Origin of the sequence: Acinetobacter tandoii, assembly GCF_008867985.1 — a bacterium.
Taxonomy (GTDB): domain Bacteria; phylum Pseudomonadota; class Gammaproteobacteria; order Pseudomonadales; family Moraxellaceae; genus Acinetobacter; species Acinetobacter tandoii.
In genome coordinates this window covers 168,018-183,181 of sequence record NZ_VXLD01000001.1, presented here as the reverse complement: position 1 = coordinate 183,181, position 15,164 = coordinate 168,018, and the positions used below count along the sequence as shown (strand labels likewise).

Here is a 15,164-nt window from a genome sequence, read left to right as displayed (position 1 = left end):
CCCCTCTTTAAAAAGAGGGGGACTTTCGCGTATCACTTGAATTACGTGACAGTTCCTCCCTTTTTAAAGGGAGGTTGGGTGGGATTAAAATTTGACAAATAATTGTAGATCAGATACTTTCAAAAAAATTCAGACGCTACAGACTCAAGAGAGCTGAATATTGATGAATATTAAATTAGAAATATCTTATTTAATAAGGGTTTGGTGACCGATATCAATTGGGCATTTTCCATAGGAAATGCAGTAGTGCCTCTTAAATAAAAGCATGGTTTTATTTAAGAGCTATATTACATCCATGTATCCGTGAATTGATAGCCAAAACGACTTACGGCATTAAAAGCTTTAAGGAGTTTTTATGCCTGTTCGTCAGACTGCGCTTAAAGAACAAACCCTATCTCAATACAAAAATCATTCTTATGAATATTTACTACTCTCTTGGCTCTTAAGTGATGGCTGGGATGCAAGTATGCCTAGTTTGGATGTATATGCCAAAACTGATATTCAAATTTTAGATGGCCGTACTGTATATCGTATCCAAGTCAAAAGCTTATATTCTGTAGATGATAATATTGTTGTTGAAAATAAATGGGAAGATGCTGATATTGACTATGTCATATATTTCTCTAGAAATGCAGAATGGGGCTATATTGTTCCAGCATTCAAGGAAAAAAAGCGAAATTTAAAATCCCAAAATCATATTCGCTTTCATCAACATCCTACTAATTTTTTGAAAAATTTTAATAAAATCTAATTTACACCTCCCTTTAAAAAGGGAGGAACCCCTCGAATTCAAAACCTCAACAAAATTCACGTAAAGTCCCCCTTTCCCAAAGGGGGATTTAGGGGGATTCCAATCTATGTTTAGCAATCCAATAAATCTGCTCCACCACAGCATCAGTTTCAGTCAAAATCTGCCTGTTACTAAACCTCAGCACTACAAGCCCTAATTCACTTAAAGCTTGATCACGAATTTGGTCAGCCGAACGACCATCTTCGGTGTAATGCTGCCCACCATCACACTCAATGACGAGGTTCGCAGCGGAACAATAAAAATCCACAATAAAGTTAAGAATTGGCTTTTGCCGATAAAACTGTAATCCTAAAACTTGCTTACGGCGTAATCTTTGCCATAGCCATTGCTCTGCATCGGCCATATTGCTACGCAAATCACGCGATGGAAGTTTTAAGTTCTTGTTATAAGGTTGCATCACGACACTCTTTTTTTTTAAATATTCTTTTAAGAATCTTGGCATAATATCTGCCAAAAATAATAGCGTACGAAACATCATTATGAACACAACACAACTTTTTCTCGGCGTGATCTTTAGCTCAATTGGTTTAGGCTATTTTCTCTATGGCAAAAAACAAAAACTGACTGTGCCCTTTGTAGTCGGTCTGGTTCTAATGGTTTTCCCTTATTTTATAGAAAGTAATGTTTTGCTGAGTGGCATTGGGATTCTACTGTCGATCACTCCTTATTTTTTACGTTTTTAGAATGACTTAGCGGTTTCAAGCGATTCAAATTTAATGTCGGTCACATTCCAGTGATGCATCATTTCACGTAAAAACACAAAGTAAACCAAGCTAAATATTCCTTGTTTCGTGACCTTAGCCAAATAATATTCCCGACACTCAAGAAATGCATTAAAGCCACTTTCAAGCTGTATTCGACCTATGCTGTGTTGATTCGGAAAAAATAAACTCAAAACTTGCTCAAATAAAGTATCCGTACTAATTGCACTTTTGGGCGAAGCATATTGGATGGGAACCGATTCTAATATTTCTTCAATTACATAGATCATCAATTCAATGGCAAGTTCGTCTAGTACCCCATGACGCATACTATTCGACTTTATGAATTGTAAGCCTTTATCAATCTGAAAGTGCTGCCCATCGAGTTCAAAGCTGAACTGCTCCAAGCCTAAGGAAAATTTTATTGTAGTATCGGGAGTAGTCATGACATTCATCCTCCAGAATCAAAACGGTTCATGCATCGTTGTATTGGTTTTGGATATAACAACCCTGCAAAAACAAACGCGCCATCTTGTTCATCTTCTAAGATAGCGCGTCTAAGTATAAAGTTCTGCTGTAATCGGTTTAGTTTGCTTGGGTCTTCGGTAAAAATGCAGTGGCAAAACCCAGTAAGGGCAATAGCGAACACACACCAAATACCCATTCAATGCCTTTCACATCTGCCAAATAGCCCAAACCTGCTGCGGCTATACCACTCACGCCAAACATTAAGCCGAACATTAAACCAGCAATCATCCCGACTCGCCCAGGTACCGCTTCTTGTGCATACACCACCATGGCAGCAAATGCAGAAGACAACACTAAACCAGTCATGACAGACAATACCGTAGTCCAGAACAGATTGGCAAAAGGCATCATTAAAGCAAACGGTGCCATGCCTACAAATGAAACCCAAATCACCGCTTTACGTCCAATTTTGTCGCCAATTGGGCCGCCTGCAAAGGTTCCCAATGCCACCGCAGCCAAGAACGCAAACAAATGTAACTGTGCCGATTGCAGGCTGATATGGAATTTATGCATCAAGTAAAAAGTAAAGTAATTACTGATACTGGCAATATAAGTAAATTTGGCAAACATCAGCACGCAGATGGTCGAAAGTGCGATTACTAACTGGCGCCCGTGCAATTTACTTTGCACTTGTTGTGCTTTGGCTGCCAGTTGTTTTTTACTGTGACTAATACTCCAACGACTCACGCCAAATAATACCCAAATGGCAAGTAGTGCAAATACAATCAACAAGGCCACTGCATGTTGCCCAAAGGGCACAATAATCAGTGCAGCTAATAAGGGTCCAATTGCAGTTCCTGTATTACCTCCCACCTGAAAGGTCGATTGTGCTGTACCAAAACGCCCACCCGATGCCATACGCGCCACACGCGAAGCCTCAGGATGAAAGGTCGATGACCCCACCCCAATCAGAGCAGACCCGATAAGCAATACTGTAAAACTAGGAGAAAACGCCAACAATAAAATACCACTCAAGGTCACCAGCATACCCAGTGGCAATAAATACGGTTTGGGATTTTTGTCGGTATAAAGACCAATCCAAGGTTGCAGCAATGATCCAGTAATTTGATATACCAATGAAATGAGTCCAACTTGTGCGAAACTCAGTGAAAAGTTGGTTTTCAGCATCGGATAAATCGCAGGCAGAACGGCTTGAATCAAGTCATTCAGTAAATGTGCCAGTGCCACAGCACCTACAATTTTCACAATCATCCCTTGTGGCTGAAGACTTGCCACAGCTTCATCCATGCTTTCCTTCGTCTGTATTGAAGACGTCATAGCTGAAAAACTCCAATCATTGATATTTCAAACAATATTGTAAATTGTCATTCACAACGTTATCTTCCAATAATCCCTGTATAAGTGACAAATTTCATGAAAATATCAGATTCACTGATTGAAACAGAAATGTCTGAACTGGTGATTGGACTTTCCTCTGAACATACTTACCGCGAAATTACTCCTGCCCATCACCATTCACGGGCACAATTCCTGTATGCCTCGACTGGGATTATTCAGGTCTTTACTCCAAATCATGTTTGGTTGATTCCACCTATGTGTGCACTGTGGATTCCGGCTTATGTCGAACATAGTGTGATTTCTTTAAGTCGGGTCAAAATGAATACCGCCCTCGTAGAATCCCAAGCGGCATCAGTATTGGGTCAACAGTGTTTTATTATTCGGGTCAGTAAGTTATTGCACGAACTCCTCATTCGTTTAAATGTGATTGAGCAAATTCCTACGTCAGAATTATTGAGTTCGGATGAGCTTTCCCGTGCAATACAAATTTTAATTTTTGATGAAATTCAGAAAGCCAATTCTTTACCGATTCAGATTCCTTGGCCCCAAGACAAACGGCTATTGAATATCTGTCAAACGCTCTTACATGAACCACAATATCCTAAAGATTTAAGCACATGGGCAGATGAAATTGGCACCAGCACCAGAACCCTGATGCGGATGTTCCAAAAGGAAACTGGGATGTCATATCGGGCATGGCTACAACAAATGCACATTGCTCAAGCCCTGAGTAAAATCGCCAGTGGTGAGTCGATTGCACAAATTTCAAGGGGACTGGGATACAGTAATCCAAGTGCATTTAGTGCCATGTTTAAACGGCATTTAGGACAGACACCACAGCAATTTAAATATAAAGATGAATAATACAGCCCATATCGCTTAGGCTTTTAATCGGTCAACAAACAAAATACCATTGAGATGATCTACTTCATGTTGCACGATGCGTGCTGGAAATCCTTCAAACGTTGTTTCCATAACATCACCTTCTAATGTGTGATAGAGCACTCTAATGACTTGCGCTCGCTCCACCTGCGCACGTTGATTGGGCACACTTAAACAACCTTCTTCACCCAGACACGTGGTTTCAGAAAACTCTAATATTTGCGGATTAATCATGACCACAGGTTGCATTTCAGGTGCGTCGGGGTATCGTAGATTCGGGCGCGAAGCAGCAATAATAACCTGTTTAGAAATATACAATTGTGGTGCGGCGATACCGACACCATTACGCTCTAACATCGTTGCATGCATAACTGAAGCCAATTGCATCAACCATTCGCTATTAAACTCTGCTTCAGCAACAGGCGCAGCTTTTAATTTTAAGATCTCTTCTCCGCGTTGGGCAACGGGTAAAATTACACTCATGCGCTGTTCCTAATGTCAGGACTCAATGATTGGTTTCTGTCTATTCTGAACCAGTTATACGTAAATTGAAATCATCAGTTTAATGATGAATTTCTAAGCTTTATCTATTTTTGTGCAGCTTTTGGCAGTTCAAATGGGCTTTTACTGCACTGTTTATTCAAGTCTAAGCCAACATACGTCGAGTGTCGGATTCAATATGCATTTTATTCTATTAAATTTTGCTTAATTCAATCCAGCAACATTGCCGTTCAGGAGATGTAGGGAAAACAAGATGTTTCACATTCTGATTGGAATGCATGTAGATGCTCTGGTGTTGCTCAAGTCTAAAGTGATGGCCATCCACAAACAATTCGAGTGTTGAAATACTTTGATTAAAGATAAACACCACATCTGCTGAGGAGAAAAACTCAAGCGCGGATGAAGTTTCTATCCATTGATAGCGGGCAGTATAACGCTGCGGTGAATAGATTAAATTAAAGTCACGGATCACCTCTGCCAGTAGATTACAACTGACTAAACTATCACCACTAAACTGTACCGACTGTAGTGTCTTTAAAGTGAGCGCTACTCCATCAATATTCAGATGAATGCCAGTGCCATCCAATACCGTCAAAAAGCGTTGCATACCGTTAAACTGAGAAAAGGTTCCCGAAGTCGTGACATCTGCCATGGAAATGCGCCAATCAAAATCGGTTAAACTCTCACCTGCACTACGTGCCAGTTCTAGGGTATACCCTGCTCCATTTTTCCAAGGCATTTTTTTATAGTGATTTGCTGTAAGCAACTCGATCATGGCGTAAATTTCCCTTTTAAATCGTAATGATTGGCTAGACAAAACAGTCATGCATGTGTAATAAGCTACTGGTTTGACCATGCACGGCGAAAAATGAATAAAAATATTCTTTATTTTAAATTTTCAAACCTTTACACACTTGAATTAGCGATGAAACAGCAGTAGCAATGTGTTCTTTACATCCCGCAGCAATCAACCTTCGTCCGTTAATTCTGCTAATTCAGGGTTAACCCTCCAATGGCTACAATTCAATCCATCATCTGATTTATCTTAACGTAGCACATACTTATTTGTATATACAGGATCATACATAATAACTAATGTTGCCATGATGGCTCAGCATCACGACTTGAGCACCCATCAACGGATTTGTTGCAGAAAGCTATTCGTAAATCCTTATTCAGCAGTATAATTCTCAGATAAGTACACCACAGCAAAATCTATCGTTCTAGTAATTCGTTTATTGAAAACCAAACTCAGATCAACCAAGAAACTTTATCAATCTCGTTTAATTCCTATTCTGCTAAGTGAAAATGGAAACTTGGAGGAATATAAGAACTTTACCGCAAGCAAGAAGAGGGCTACTGCAAATAGTGAACTGATTAGGCAGGTCATCTACCTGAGTGGTCACTTAAATTTGAGTAGATCAAGATACATTTACCTTTTGAATCTTTGCACAACAGCGCCGATTAAACATAACAACTATATAAACCCAATCAGCATGAGCTTAGAAATTTTCTTATAAACTCAACCACCTGCTAAATTAATATTGGTAAAATACAAAGGGTTATTCCAATTCTCAGAATAACCCTTTGTTGTAATAATGTTCTGAATCAGATCTATTTAAATGATGACAAAATTTTAGAATTCCTTGGTAATACTAAAAATTACTGCATCATCAGCATAAGTTAAATCTTTATTAATATTTGAATCGACATAATACAAATCAAAAATAAAGTCATTATAGTTATAATTACCACCTACTTTATAATCATAATATGAATCTTCTTGGTCTGTTGCCCATAAAACATCATAAGCATCATGACTTGAAAACTTGTTGTAACCTACTTGGGCATAAGTATTCCAATTTTTAGCTATAGGATAGTTATAACTGGCTTCATAACGTAACATTTTCCCAGTATTGAAAAAATACTCTGGAGAATAATAAAAAGTAAAATTTAATGCATCATCTTCAGTTAATAAACTCATACCTGTTGCAGCAATAGAATATTCTTCATAATCCGTATCGGTTAAAGATTTATCCGAACCAGGGTAATTAATATCCCCATACTGAATATTGAGCTTGAAATGATCATTAACGAGATAATCATATCCTAAATAATAATCTAGCTCTATGCTACTCCCAATATCAAGTTCACTATTGGAGGCAAAAATTTGTGCATATAAACCCGAATCATGATCTATGCGTAAAGTACCTTGTATTGCTGGATCACCTTCTGTTTGTGAATAACCACGCGAATAGTAATCAGTTAAAAAGGAAACCGTACCACTGGTTGAAAAACCCTTAAAAACACTTGATTCTTCAACATTTTCTGCGTGTACACTCGAAATTGCCATGACCAACCATAAACCACATACTAGCTTATTTTTCAACTTTTGCATTCCATCAATTCCATGATTTTTATTTTGTTTTTTTATTGTCATTCTTTTTTAACAAAAACATAGAACCAATTCCTATAAATCAATAGGAACCATTAGAGAATAGATAACCAATGATCGTGATTTTTCTAACATAAATAATAGAAAATATTAAATAGTACAAAAATTTAAGATAAAATTTCAAAAACATTGATTAAAATTTCTTAAATAGTGACTAATGTAAAGAATAAACATCCTTATAAAAAAGAGCTTATTCAATAAACTCATCCACATCATAAATATATTTACATCAATAATTAATAGAAAGTCTCTCTCACAAATCAAAAGTGATCATGCTTTTATTTTATTAAAAAGATCTAATGTATAAATTTCTTGCTTCGATCAGCTTCAAAATATAATAACTCAATCCCTTTATACAATTTTTTTATTTATTGAAACACAGTAACTTTTATTTAAATTCAAGCATAAAGTTTGCATTTTCTATATCTATGACTTATGAAATATCAAAACTAAGTGAAATAAAACAAGGTCTGAAGAGATGGGTCCTCCCCTTCAGACCTTAAGAAGCATTTGGTGTTTGCTCTATGCCATTAATTTGAACTTTTTCAGCTGAAGATGCGAGAGCCATTTAATTGCAGCTTAAGAGTGCCAATTAATTTTATTCTTCAAGCTGACTAGCGCTGAACCCTAGCTTGTCTATTACGATTTTTTTTAAAAGTTAAATCTAAGCACGATTATGATTGAAATTCATCATTATTATTGGACAAATATCATATTAAGCGAATTATACGATATTTATCCTATCGAAAATTTTCTACTTAATTTAAACATTTTTCTAGCAACACTGATAACATCCACTTTATTCATTAACTTGGTTTATTGAAGTATCGGACACCTCAACACAAAAGAATATATTTTCATGGAAATCAAACAAATAAAATATTTTTTGACGGTGGTTGAAGCAGGCAGTATTGGTAAAGCTGCCCAAAAACTCGATGTTGGCGCTTCGGCCATTAGTCAGCAAATTAGTAAGCTCGAACAAGAGCTAAGCATTCGCTTATTACAGCGTAATGCTTTTGGCGTCACGCCTACACCTGCTGGTCTGGCCTTTTTAAAACACTCTCAACTTATTTTGCGTCAAGTTAACTTTGCAATAGACGCTGCGCATTCAGCTCGGCTTTCAGGCCATGTCAGCCTTGGTTTTCCGCCAACTATTACTGCTTTAATTGGCATCCCTTTAATGAAACTAATGTCTGAACGCTATCCAGACATTCGTCTAGAAATTGTGGAAACCTTGTCTGGGAATCTAATTCAGTCGATTAATTCGCGTCAGCTTGATATTGCCATTATTTTTACCAATGAAATTGATAAGCAATGGTCGATACAGCCTTTGGTACGTGAACAAATGTATTTAATGGCACGCAAAGAAGTGCTCGAAAAATACGGTCTTGCCGACTGTATCAAAAGCGGAATTATTCAGTCCCAACAAATCGGTGATATTCCTTTAGTATTACCACGGCAGCGTCATAGCTTAAGAAAATTGCTTGAGCACAAGATTGGGCAGCTTAATGTTGTCTATGAAATTGATGGTCTGCACTTACTCATGGATAGCCTGATTCACCTTGACCTTGCCAGCGTCCGCCCCGGAAGTGCTTGTTTGCAAGAATACAAACATAAACTTCAATTACTAAAATTGATCGACCCTGAAGTTGAGCGAATCAATTACTTGGTGAGCCTTGCCGAAGAAGAATTATCACCTGCTGCACTTGCTGCAAAATCGGCAATTAAAGCGTGTGTGAAAGAACTGATTCAAAACCAAATTTGGCCGTGTTCTGAAATTATTTTATAAGGGGTCATTAATTTTATTAAATACCTGATTAATTTTTCCCTCTCACTCCCTCCTGCTTTTTAAGATTACATTTTCCTTGGAATGATAAGTGGATTTCTGCTTATCACAATATAGATGTATAGTTTGAACTGGAAACAAGGCATCACATTTTCGACATAGGACATCTTAAAATCTCATCTCTGACCCATTTCCTATTTAGGTTTATTGCATGAGATTGAAGTTCAAAGCTTGAAGATCGTGAATGTTTCCATTTTGTCAGGCCAAGGAGGTCTCCAATGGATGTCGTGAATAACCGTAGGGCTACTTTTAAAAAAATATTAAATGTAACGAGTGGCAACTTTTTAGAACAGTACGATTTTTTTCTTTTTGGTTTCTATGCTACTTATATCGCAGCAAAATTTTTCCACTCTGAAAATGAATATGTCTCTTTAATGATGACATTTACCGTATTTGCTGCGGGTTTTCTTATGCGTCCTCTCGGCGCTATTTTCTTGGGCGCTTATGTCGACAGAGTTGGTCGACGTAAAGGTCTTATTGTGACTTTAAGCCTTATGGCAATCGGAACCATCTTAATTACCTTTGTACCGGGTTATGAAACCATTGGTATTATTGCGCCAATTTTGGTGGTGATTGGACGTCTATTACAAGGCTTCTCGGCAGGTGTTGAATCTGGTGGTGTATCGATTTATCTAGCTGAAATTGCAACAGATAAAAACCGTGGATTTATCACAAGCTGGCAATCTGGCAGCCAACAAATTGCGGTTGTATTTGCAGCATTACTTGGCTACTGGCTCAACACCATTTTAACTACTGCTCAAGTGGGTGAATGGGGCTGGCGTATTCCGTTCTTAATTGGTTGTTTGATTATTCCTTTAATCTTCTTATTCCGCCGTACGTTAGAAGAAACTGAAGACTTTAAAGCGCAAAAAACTCATCCATCGACCAAAGAAATTTTCAGCACGCTTGCGAGCAACTGGCGCATCGTACTTGCGGGCATGATGATGAGTGCCATGACCACAACCACGTTCTATTTCATTACGGTTTACACCACTGTGTATGCAAAACGTACTCTAGAAATGTCGGTAACGGATAGCCTTTTAGCAACCGTATTTGTGGGTTTATCCAATTTCTTCTGGTTACCAATGGGTGGCTTACTTTCAGACAAAATTGGTCGTCGTCCAGTTTTAGTCGGCATTACAACCCTTGCCATCTTTACAACTTATCCAGTTTTAAGCTGGTTAGTGAGTGACATTAGCTTTACCAATCTCATTATTACGCTTGCTTACTTCTCATTCTTCTTTGGTATGTACAACGGCACCATGGTCGCAACACTTGCCGAAGTAATGCCAAAACGTGTACGTACAGTTGGCTTCTCTTTAGCGTTCAGCCTTGCAGCCGCTATTTTTGGTGGTATGACGCCAATGGCTTGTACGTACCTTGTCGAAAACACAGGTAATGCAAGCACACCAGCATTCTGGCTGATGTTAGCAGCGGTATGTAGCTTAATCTCAAGCTTATATCTATGTCGTGGTTCTAAGCAGAAGAATGCAGACCCAATTGCTGAACCTGCGAAGGTTAGCGCTTAAAACAATAACTACTTAACCTGAAATTTTAATGAACAGTACGGCAGATCTTAAGTCTCCGTACTGTGCTCTCCTGTCATTAAAGTGAGATACTATGAAAAAGTCCCCTATCTTCATGACCATTTGCCTAGCTGGTGCAGGCTTAGGCTCAACGCTTGCTAACGCAGATACACTCGAAGTGATTAGTTCAGGCGGTTTCTATTCATCTATGGAAAAACTCATTCCAATATTTGAAAAGCAAACTGGTCACACGGTTCACCTTTCGTCTGGTTCATCAATGGGCGCGTCGCCAACTGCAATTCCAAATCGACTCGATCGTGGTGAACATTTTGATGTGGTGGTGTTGGCTGCTCCTGAACTGAACAAGCTTGCAGAAAAAGGTTATGTAGACCCAAATTCACAAAGTGCTTTAGTCAATTCAAGCATTGGTATGGCTGTGCCTAAAGGTGCACCAAAACCAGATATTAGCTCTGCGGCAAAATTCGAAAAAGTTTTATTAAATGCTAAGCACATAGGCTATTCAGCAAGTGCGAGCGGTACGCATCTTGAAAAAGATGTTTTCCCAAGCTTCCCACCTGTCGAGTACAAAGTGATTTCTGGTAAAGCAGAAAAAGTGGTCGGTGACCGCGTTGCAAAACGTATTGCTGAAGGTCAGTTCGATATTGGTTTCCAGCAAATTAGTGAAATCAAACCTTTTACTGGCCAATATGGTCAAGTTGATTTAGTCGGTCCAATTCCTGCTCCTTATCAAAAAGTCACTGTATTTGCAGCGGGCATTGGTAAAAACTCTGAACATGAAAAAGTCGCAAAAGAACTCATCAAATTTGTGAAGTCACCACAAGCAACACAAATTATTGAAGAACAGGGTCTTGAGCAGGTTAAACAATAAAAGCTCTAAAAGGCAACATCTTGAGGTGATGTTGCCTTTACTCTGTTGGTTGTTTACTCAGCGTAATAGAACAAAATGTATAGCGATAAACCAGTGTAGAATAACCAATAAAGGACAATGTAGTATTTGCCGTGGAACTCAAACAATTAAAGTATTTTATTGCGGTGATCGAGTCAGGAAGCTTGGGTAAAGCTGCAAAAAATCTCGATATTGGAACTTCTGCATTAAGTCAGCAAATCTCAAAATTAGAAAGCGAGCTTTCTATTCGCCTTTTACAACGTACTGCTTTAGGTACGGTTCCCACCCCTGCGGGTTTAGCTTTTTTTCAACAGGTTCAACTGGCGCTTAGGCACTTAGACCATGCCGTAGACTCTGCACACTCTTCACGTTTAAGCGGTCATGTCACCGTCGGTTTTTCGCCGAGTGTCGCGTCGGTTATAGGCACGCACTTTTTAAAACTCATGAGAAACCGTTACCCCGACATTAAAGTCCGTCTAATTGAAGGATTATCGGGTGACCTTAAGGCCTTAGTTAATGCAAGGCAGCTCGATGTTGCCATCATCTTTAGTGACGATGTCGACCCACAGTGGGCCATACAGCCTTTAGTCAAAGAGCAAATGTTTTTAATCTCGCCTAAAGAAGTGCTGAGTCAATACCATCTTGAAAGCTGTATCGACACTCAAACCATTACTCATTCACAGCTTAAAGAACTTCCGCTAATTTTACCGAGTCAACGACATGGGCTGCGCTTGTTGCTCGAACAGAAAATTCATCAGCTTAAAGTGGCCTATGAAATTGATGGGTTGCATTTGTTAATGGAAAGCATCAGCCAACTCGAAATGGCAACCATCCAACCTGCGGGTGCCTCATTAAACTCACGGCAAGACCTATGTCTACTGCGCGTTGTAGAACCTGCTATTGAACGCATTAACTATTTAATTAGTCTGTCTGAAGAAGAACTCTCGCCTGCAACTTTAGCCACGAAAGTAGTGATTCGTGCTTGTGTGACCAACCTGATTAATGAAAAGCGTTGGCCCGGTGCGAAACTCATAAACACTTAAGCCATTAGTGTTTACTTTTACTAAACACCCATTCAACCTTAGCCTCTCACTTCACCGTCCCTTTTAAAGCTACATTAGCCTTAGCTGAGAAAGGGAGAAATCCATGCATGATGTGATTGTAATTGGTGGTGGGAATGCCGCACTGTGTGCCGCGCTCACGGCAAAAGAAAGTGGCGCGTCTGTGCTTGTCATAGAAGCAGCACCTAAAGAATGGCGTGGTGGTAACTCACAACACACTCGTAACCTTCGTTGCATGCATGATGCTCCTCAAGATGTATTGGTCGATGCCTACCCCGAAGAAGAATATTGGCAAGACCTACTTAAAGTGACTGCGGGCAAAACCAATGAGCACTTAGCTCGTCTGGTTATTCGTAGCACGGCGACCTGTCGCGACTGGATGCGTAAACATGGTGTGAATTTTCAGCCGCCACTATCGGGTGCTTTGCATGTTGCACGTACCAACGCATTTTTTATGGGTGGCGGTAAAGCCCTCATTAATGCGTATTACCGTAGTGCCCAAGAACTTGGCATTGAGATTTTATACAACACAAAAATTAAAGATCTAAAGTTAAACCAAGGACATTTTGAAGCTGCAATTGCGGAAGATGGCCGTGTGTTTAAAGCGAAAAGCTGTGTATTGGCCGCAGGTGGTTTTGAGTCAAATCTGGAATGGTTAAGAGAAGCATGGGGACAAAATGAAAACGGCGAATGGCCTGCCGATAATTTCATTATTCGCGGAACCCGCTTTAATCAGGGCAACTTGCTCAAATTTATGATAGATCAAGGCGCCGATATTATTGTTGACCCATCGCAATCACATTGCGTCGCTGTAGATGCACGAGCACCATTATATGACGGCGGCATCTGCACTCGTATTGACTGCGTTTCATTAGGAATTGTGGTCAATAACAAAGCCGAACGTTTTTACGATGAAGGCGAAGACTTCTGGCCAAAACGTTATGCGATTTGGGGACGTCTTGTTGCCAAACAGCCTCAGCAAATCGCCTATTCGATTATCGACTCAAAAGCCATTGGTCGCTTTATGCCACCTGTGTTTGCGGGTGTGAAAGCAAATAGCATTCAAGAATTGGCCGAAAAAATCGGGCTAGATGCAAAAACCTTCTGTCACACCGTAGAAGAATTTAACCAAGCCTGTGTTCAAGGCACCTTTAACCATACCGTTTTAGATGACTGCACCACCGAAAATATTGTTCCCAACAAAACCCATTGGGCCGTTCCTCTTGATCGTCCACCCTTCTATGCCTATGCGCTTAAACCCGGCATTACCTTTACCTATTTAGGCTTAAAAGTCGAAGACGATGCTGCGGTACGTTTTAACAATAAAGCCAGCCGCAACCTGTTTGTGGCAGGTGAAATGATGGCAGGTAACGTACTCGGTCAGGGCTATACCGCAGGGGTCGGCATGTCGATTGGCACGACCTTTGGACGCATTGCCGGAAAAAATGCAGCCCACTATGCACTTTCACAAGGAGTTGAACATGAATGCTAGTACTAAAGCCCTAATTCCAGTTGTTCAGCTCTCTGATCATGAGCAGGAAGTTCAAAGAGCGCTACAGATTTGTAATGCTTGTCGTTACTGTGAGTCATTTTGTGCTGTGTTTGCTGCCATGACCAAGCGTCTTGAGTTTAATCAAGCCGATATTCATTACCTCGCAAATTTGTGCCATAACTGTGGTGCTTGTCTACATGCTTGCCAATATGCCCCGCCGCACGAGTTTGGCGTAAACATTCCAAAAGCGATGGCGCAAGTACGTTTAGAAACTTACCAAGAGTTTGCGACACCTCAGCCTTTAGGCCGACTTTATAAGTCTGTTGGGATTCCTTTTGTTTCGGCTTTATCAGTGATTTTCTTTTTATGCATGTTAGCTGTGGTTTGGTACAAAGGCACCGACCTATTTGCAGGCTATCAAGGTAATTTCTATGCGATTTTCCCGCATAACTTTTTAGCTCTATTGTTTGGAGCGACCTTTACAATTGCGATTGTTTTGCTCGGCATTGGGATTAGTAAATTTTGGAGACAGACGTCTAAAGTTATTCACGGCAAAGTTGAGAAACCAGACCTTATTCAAGCCTCTCAAAATGTGTTAACGCTTAAATATTTAGATGGTGGACATGGCAAAGGCTGTAATGAGCAAGATGACCGTTACACCCAAATCCGCCGCGTGTTCCATCACCTGACTTTTTATGGCTTTATGCTCTGCTTTGCAGCCACAGGCGTAGCGACTTTATATCACTATTTCCTTAACCTGCATGCGCCGTACCCTATCTTTAGCTTGCCTGTGATTTTAGGTACGTTGGGTGGGCTTGGCTTAGTGATTGGACCATCTGGCTTACTCTATTTAAATCTTAAACGCCATCCATTACATGGTGACCGTGAGCAAAAACCTGTAGATCGAGGCTTTATTTTCCTTTTAATTTTAGTCAGTGCTTCAGGCTTAGCTCTTATGGCATTTCGCAATACACCTTACATGGCACTTTTACTGATTTTCCATTTAGCTACGGTCATGACATTCTTTATTACTATGCCATTTGGAAAGTTCGCACATGGTTTTTACCGCAGCGCTTCTTTACTCAAATTTGCCATCGAAGAACGTATTTCTAAGAAGTCATAATTTCATTCAAAAGTATTCACTATCTTGGCATA

At 39.7% G+C, this 15,164-nt stretch carries 15 protein-coding genes; 9 read left to right on the top strand and 6 right to left on the bottom strand.

Translation table 11 applies throughout. From position 1 onward, the window contains the following. Nucleotides 1-355: 355 nt before the first annotated feature. Nucleotides 356-751, top strand: coding sequence for a hypothetical protein (locus F4W09_RS00850; RefSeq protein ID WP_016166960.1), 396 nt, complete (start codon nucleotides 356-358; stop codon nucleotides 749-751). An 88-nt stretch (nucleotides 752-839) separates the two neighbouring features. Here the strand turns inward: F4W09_RS00850 and F4W09_RS00845 are convergent, their stop codons facing one another. Further along, nucleotides 840-1,208, bottom strand: a complete 369-nt coding sequence (locus F4W09_RS00845; protein ID WP_044737431.1) for an endonuclease domain-containing protein — start codon at nucleotides 1,206-1,208, stop codon at nucleotides 840-842. Nucleotides 1,209-1,290: 82 nt separating this feature from the next. On the opposite strand from F4W09_RS00845, the gene F4W09_RS00840 reads away from it, so the two are divergent. Next, nucleotides 1,291-1,494, top strand: coding sequence for a hypothetical protein (locus F4W09_RS00840; protein WP_044737419.1), 204 nt, complete (start codon nucleotides 1,291-1,293; stop codon nucleotides 1,492-1,494). Here the strand turns inward: F4W09_RS00840 and F4W09_RS00835 are convergent. Together F4W09_RS00835 and F4W09_RS00830 are read right to left on the bottom strand one after the other, a co-directional pair. Further along, nucleotides 1,491-1,958 (bottom strand): hypothetical protein, encoded by a 468-nt coding sequence (locus F4W09_RS00835; RefSeq protein ID WP_044737420.1) that lies wholly within the window; start codon nucleotides 1,956-1,958, stop codon nucleotides 1,491-1,493. The genes F4W09_RS00840 and F4W09_RS00835 overlap by 4 nt on opposite strands. Before the next feature lie 139 nt (nucleotides 1,959-2,097). Next, entirely contained in the window at nucleotides 2,098-3,318 is a 1,221-nt protein-coding gene (locus tag F4W09_RS00830) for an MFS transporter (protein WP_104441680.1), read from the bottom strand. A 102-nt stretch (nucleotides 3,319-3,420) separates the two neighbouring features. On the opposite strand from F4W09_RS00830, the gene F4W09_RS00825 reads away from it, so the two are divergent. Continuing rightward, a complete protein-coding gene (locus tag F4W09_RS00825) occupies nucleotides 3,421-4,203 on the top strand; it encodes an AraC family transcriptional regulator (RefSeq protein ID WP_026440863.1) in 783 nt (260 codons plus the stop codon). A 15-nt stretch (nucleotides 4,204-4,218) separates the two neighbouring features. On the opposite strand, the gene def is transcribed toward F4W09_RS00825, so the two are convergent. The 3 genes from def to F4W09_RS00810 all read right to left on the bottom strand — a co-directional run bounded on the left by def (nucleotide 4,219) and on the right by F4W09_RS00810 (nucleotide 7,162). Next, nucleotides 4,219-4,704, bottom strand: coding sequence for a peptide deformylase (def, locus tag F4W09_RS00820; protein ID WP_016166966.1), 486 nt, complete (start codon nucleotides 4,702-4,704; stop codon nucleotides 4,219-4,221). A gap of 211 nt (nucleotides 4,705-4,915) precedes the next feature. Further along, complete coding sequence (locus tag F4W09_RS00815; protein WP_044737422.1) at nucleotides 4,916-5,497, bottom strand: HutD/Ves family protein; 582 nt, start codon at nucleotides 5,495-5,497, stop codon at nucleotides 4,916-4,918. Between the two features lie 861 nt (nucleotides 5,498-6,358). Beyond that, the gene (locus tag F4W09_RS00810; protein ID WP_418655074.1) at nucleotides 6,359-7,162 is read right to left on the bottom strand and encodes a TorF family putative porin; all 804 of its coding nucleotides are present in this window, start codon (nucleotides 7,160-7,162) and stop codon (nucleotides 6,359-6,361) included. Between the two features lie 874 nt (nucleotides 7,163-8,036). Here F4W09_RS00810 and F4W09_RS00805 point away from each other — a divergent pair. From F4W09_RS00805 to tcuB, 6 genes are all read left to right on the top strand, one after another. Then, nucleotides 8,037-8,966 (top strand): LysR family transcriptional regulator, encoded by a 930-nt coding sequence (locus F4W09_RS00805; protein ID WP_005302915.1) that lies wholly within the window; start codon nucleotides 8,037-8,039, stop codon nucleotides 8,964-8,966. Nucleotides 8,967-9,241: 275 nt separating this feature from the next. Next, nucleotides 9,242-10,552: an MFS transporter gene (tcuC, locus tag F4W09_RS00795; protein WP_009390595.1), complete on the top strand. Its 1,311-nt coding sequence runs from the start codon at nucleotides 9,242-9,244 to the stop codon at nucleotides 10,550-10,552. 91 nt (nucleotides 10,553-10,643) lie between these two features. Further along, complete coding sequence (locus F4W09_RS00790) at nucleotides 10,644-11,438, top strand: substrate-binding domain-containing protein (RefSeq protein WP_004773588.1); 795 nt, start codon at nucleotides 10,644-10,646, stop codon at nucleotides 11,436-11,438. Nucleotides 11,439-11,569: 131 nt separating this feature from the next. After that, on the top strand, nucleotides 11,570-12,499 hold the full coding sequence (locus tag F4W09_RS00785; protein WP_005302910.1) for a LysR family transcriptional regulator: 930 nt from the start codon (nucleotides 11,570-11,572) through the stop codon (nucleotides 12,497-12,499). Between the two features lie 103 nt (nucleotides 12,500-12,602). Further along, nucleotides 12,603-14,009 (top strand): FAD-dependent tricarballylate dehydrogenase TcuA, encoded by a 1,407-nt coding sequence (gene tcuA, locus F4W09_RS00780; RefSeq protein WP_151503713.1) that lies wholly within the window; start codon nucleotides 12,603-12,605, stop codon nucleotides 14,007-14,009. Beyond that, nucleotides 13,999-15,132, top strand: a complete 1,134-nt coding sequence (gene tcuB / locus F4W09_RS00775; protein ID WP_151503712.1) for a tricarballylate utilization 4Fe-4S protein TcuB — start codon at nucleotides 13,999-14,001, stop codon at nucleotides 15,130-15,132. Before tcuA ends, tcuB begins: the two co-directional genes overlap by 11 nt. The last annotated feature ends 32 nt before the right edge of the window (nucleotides 15,133-15,164 follow it).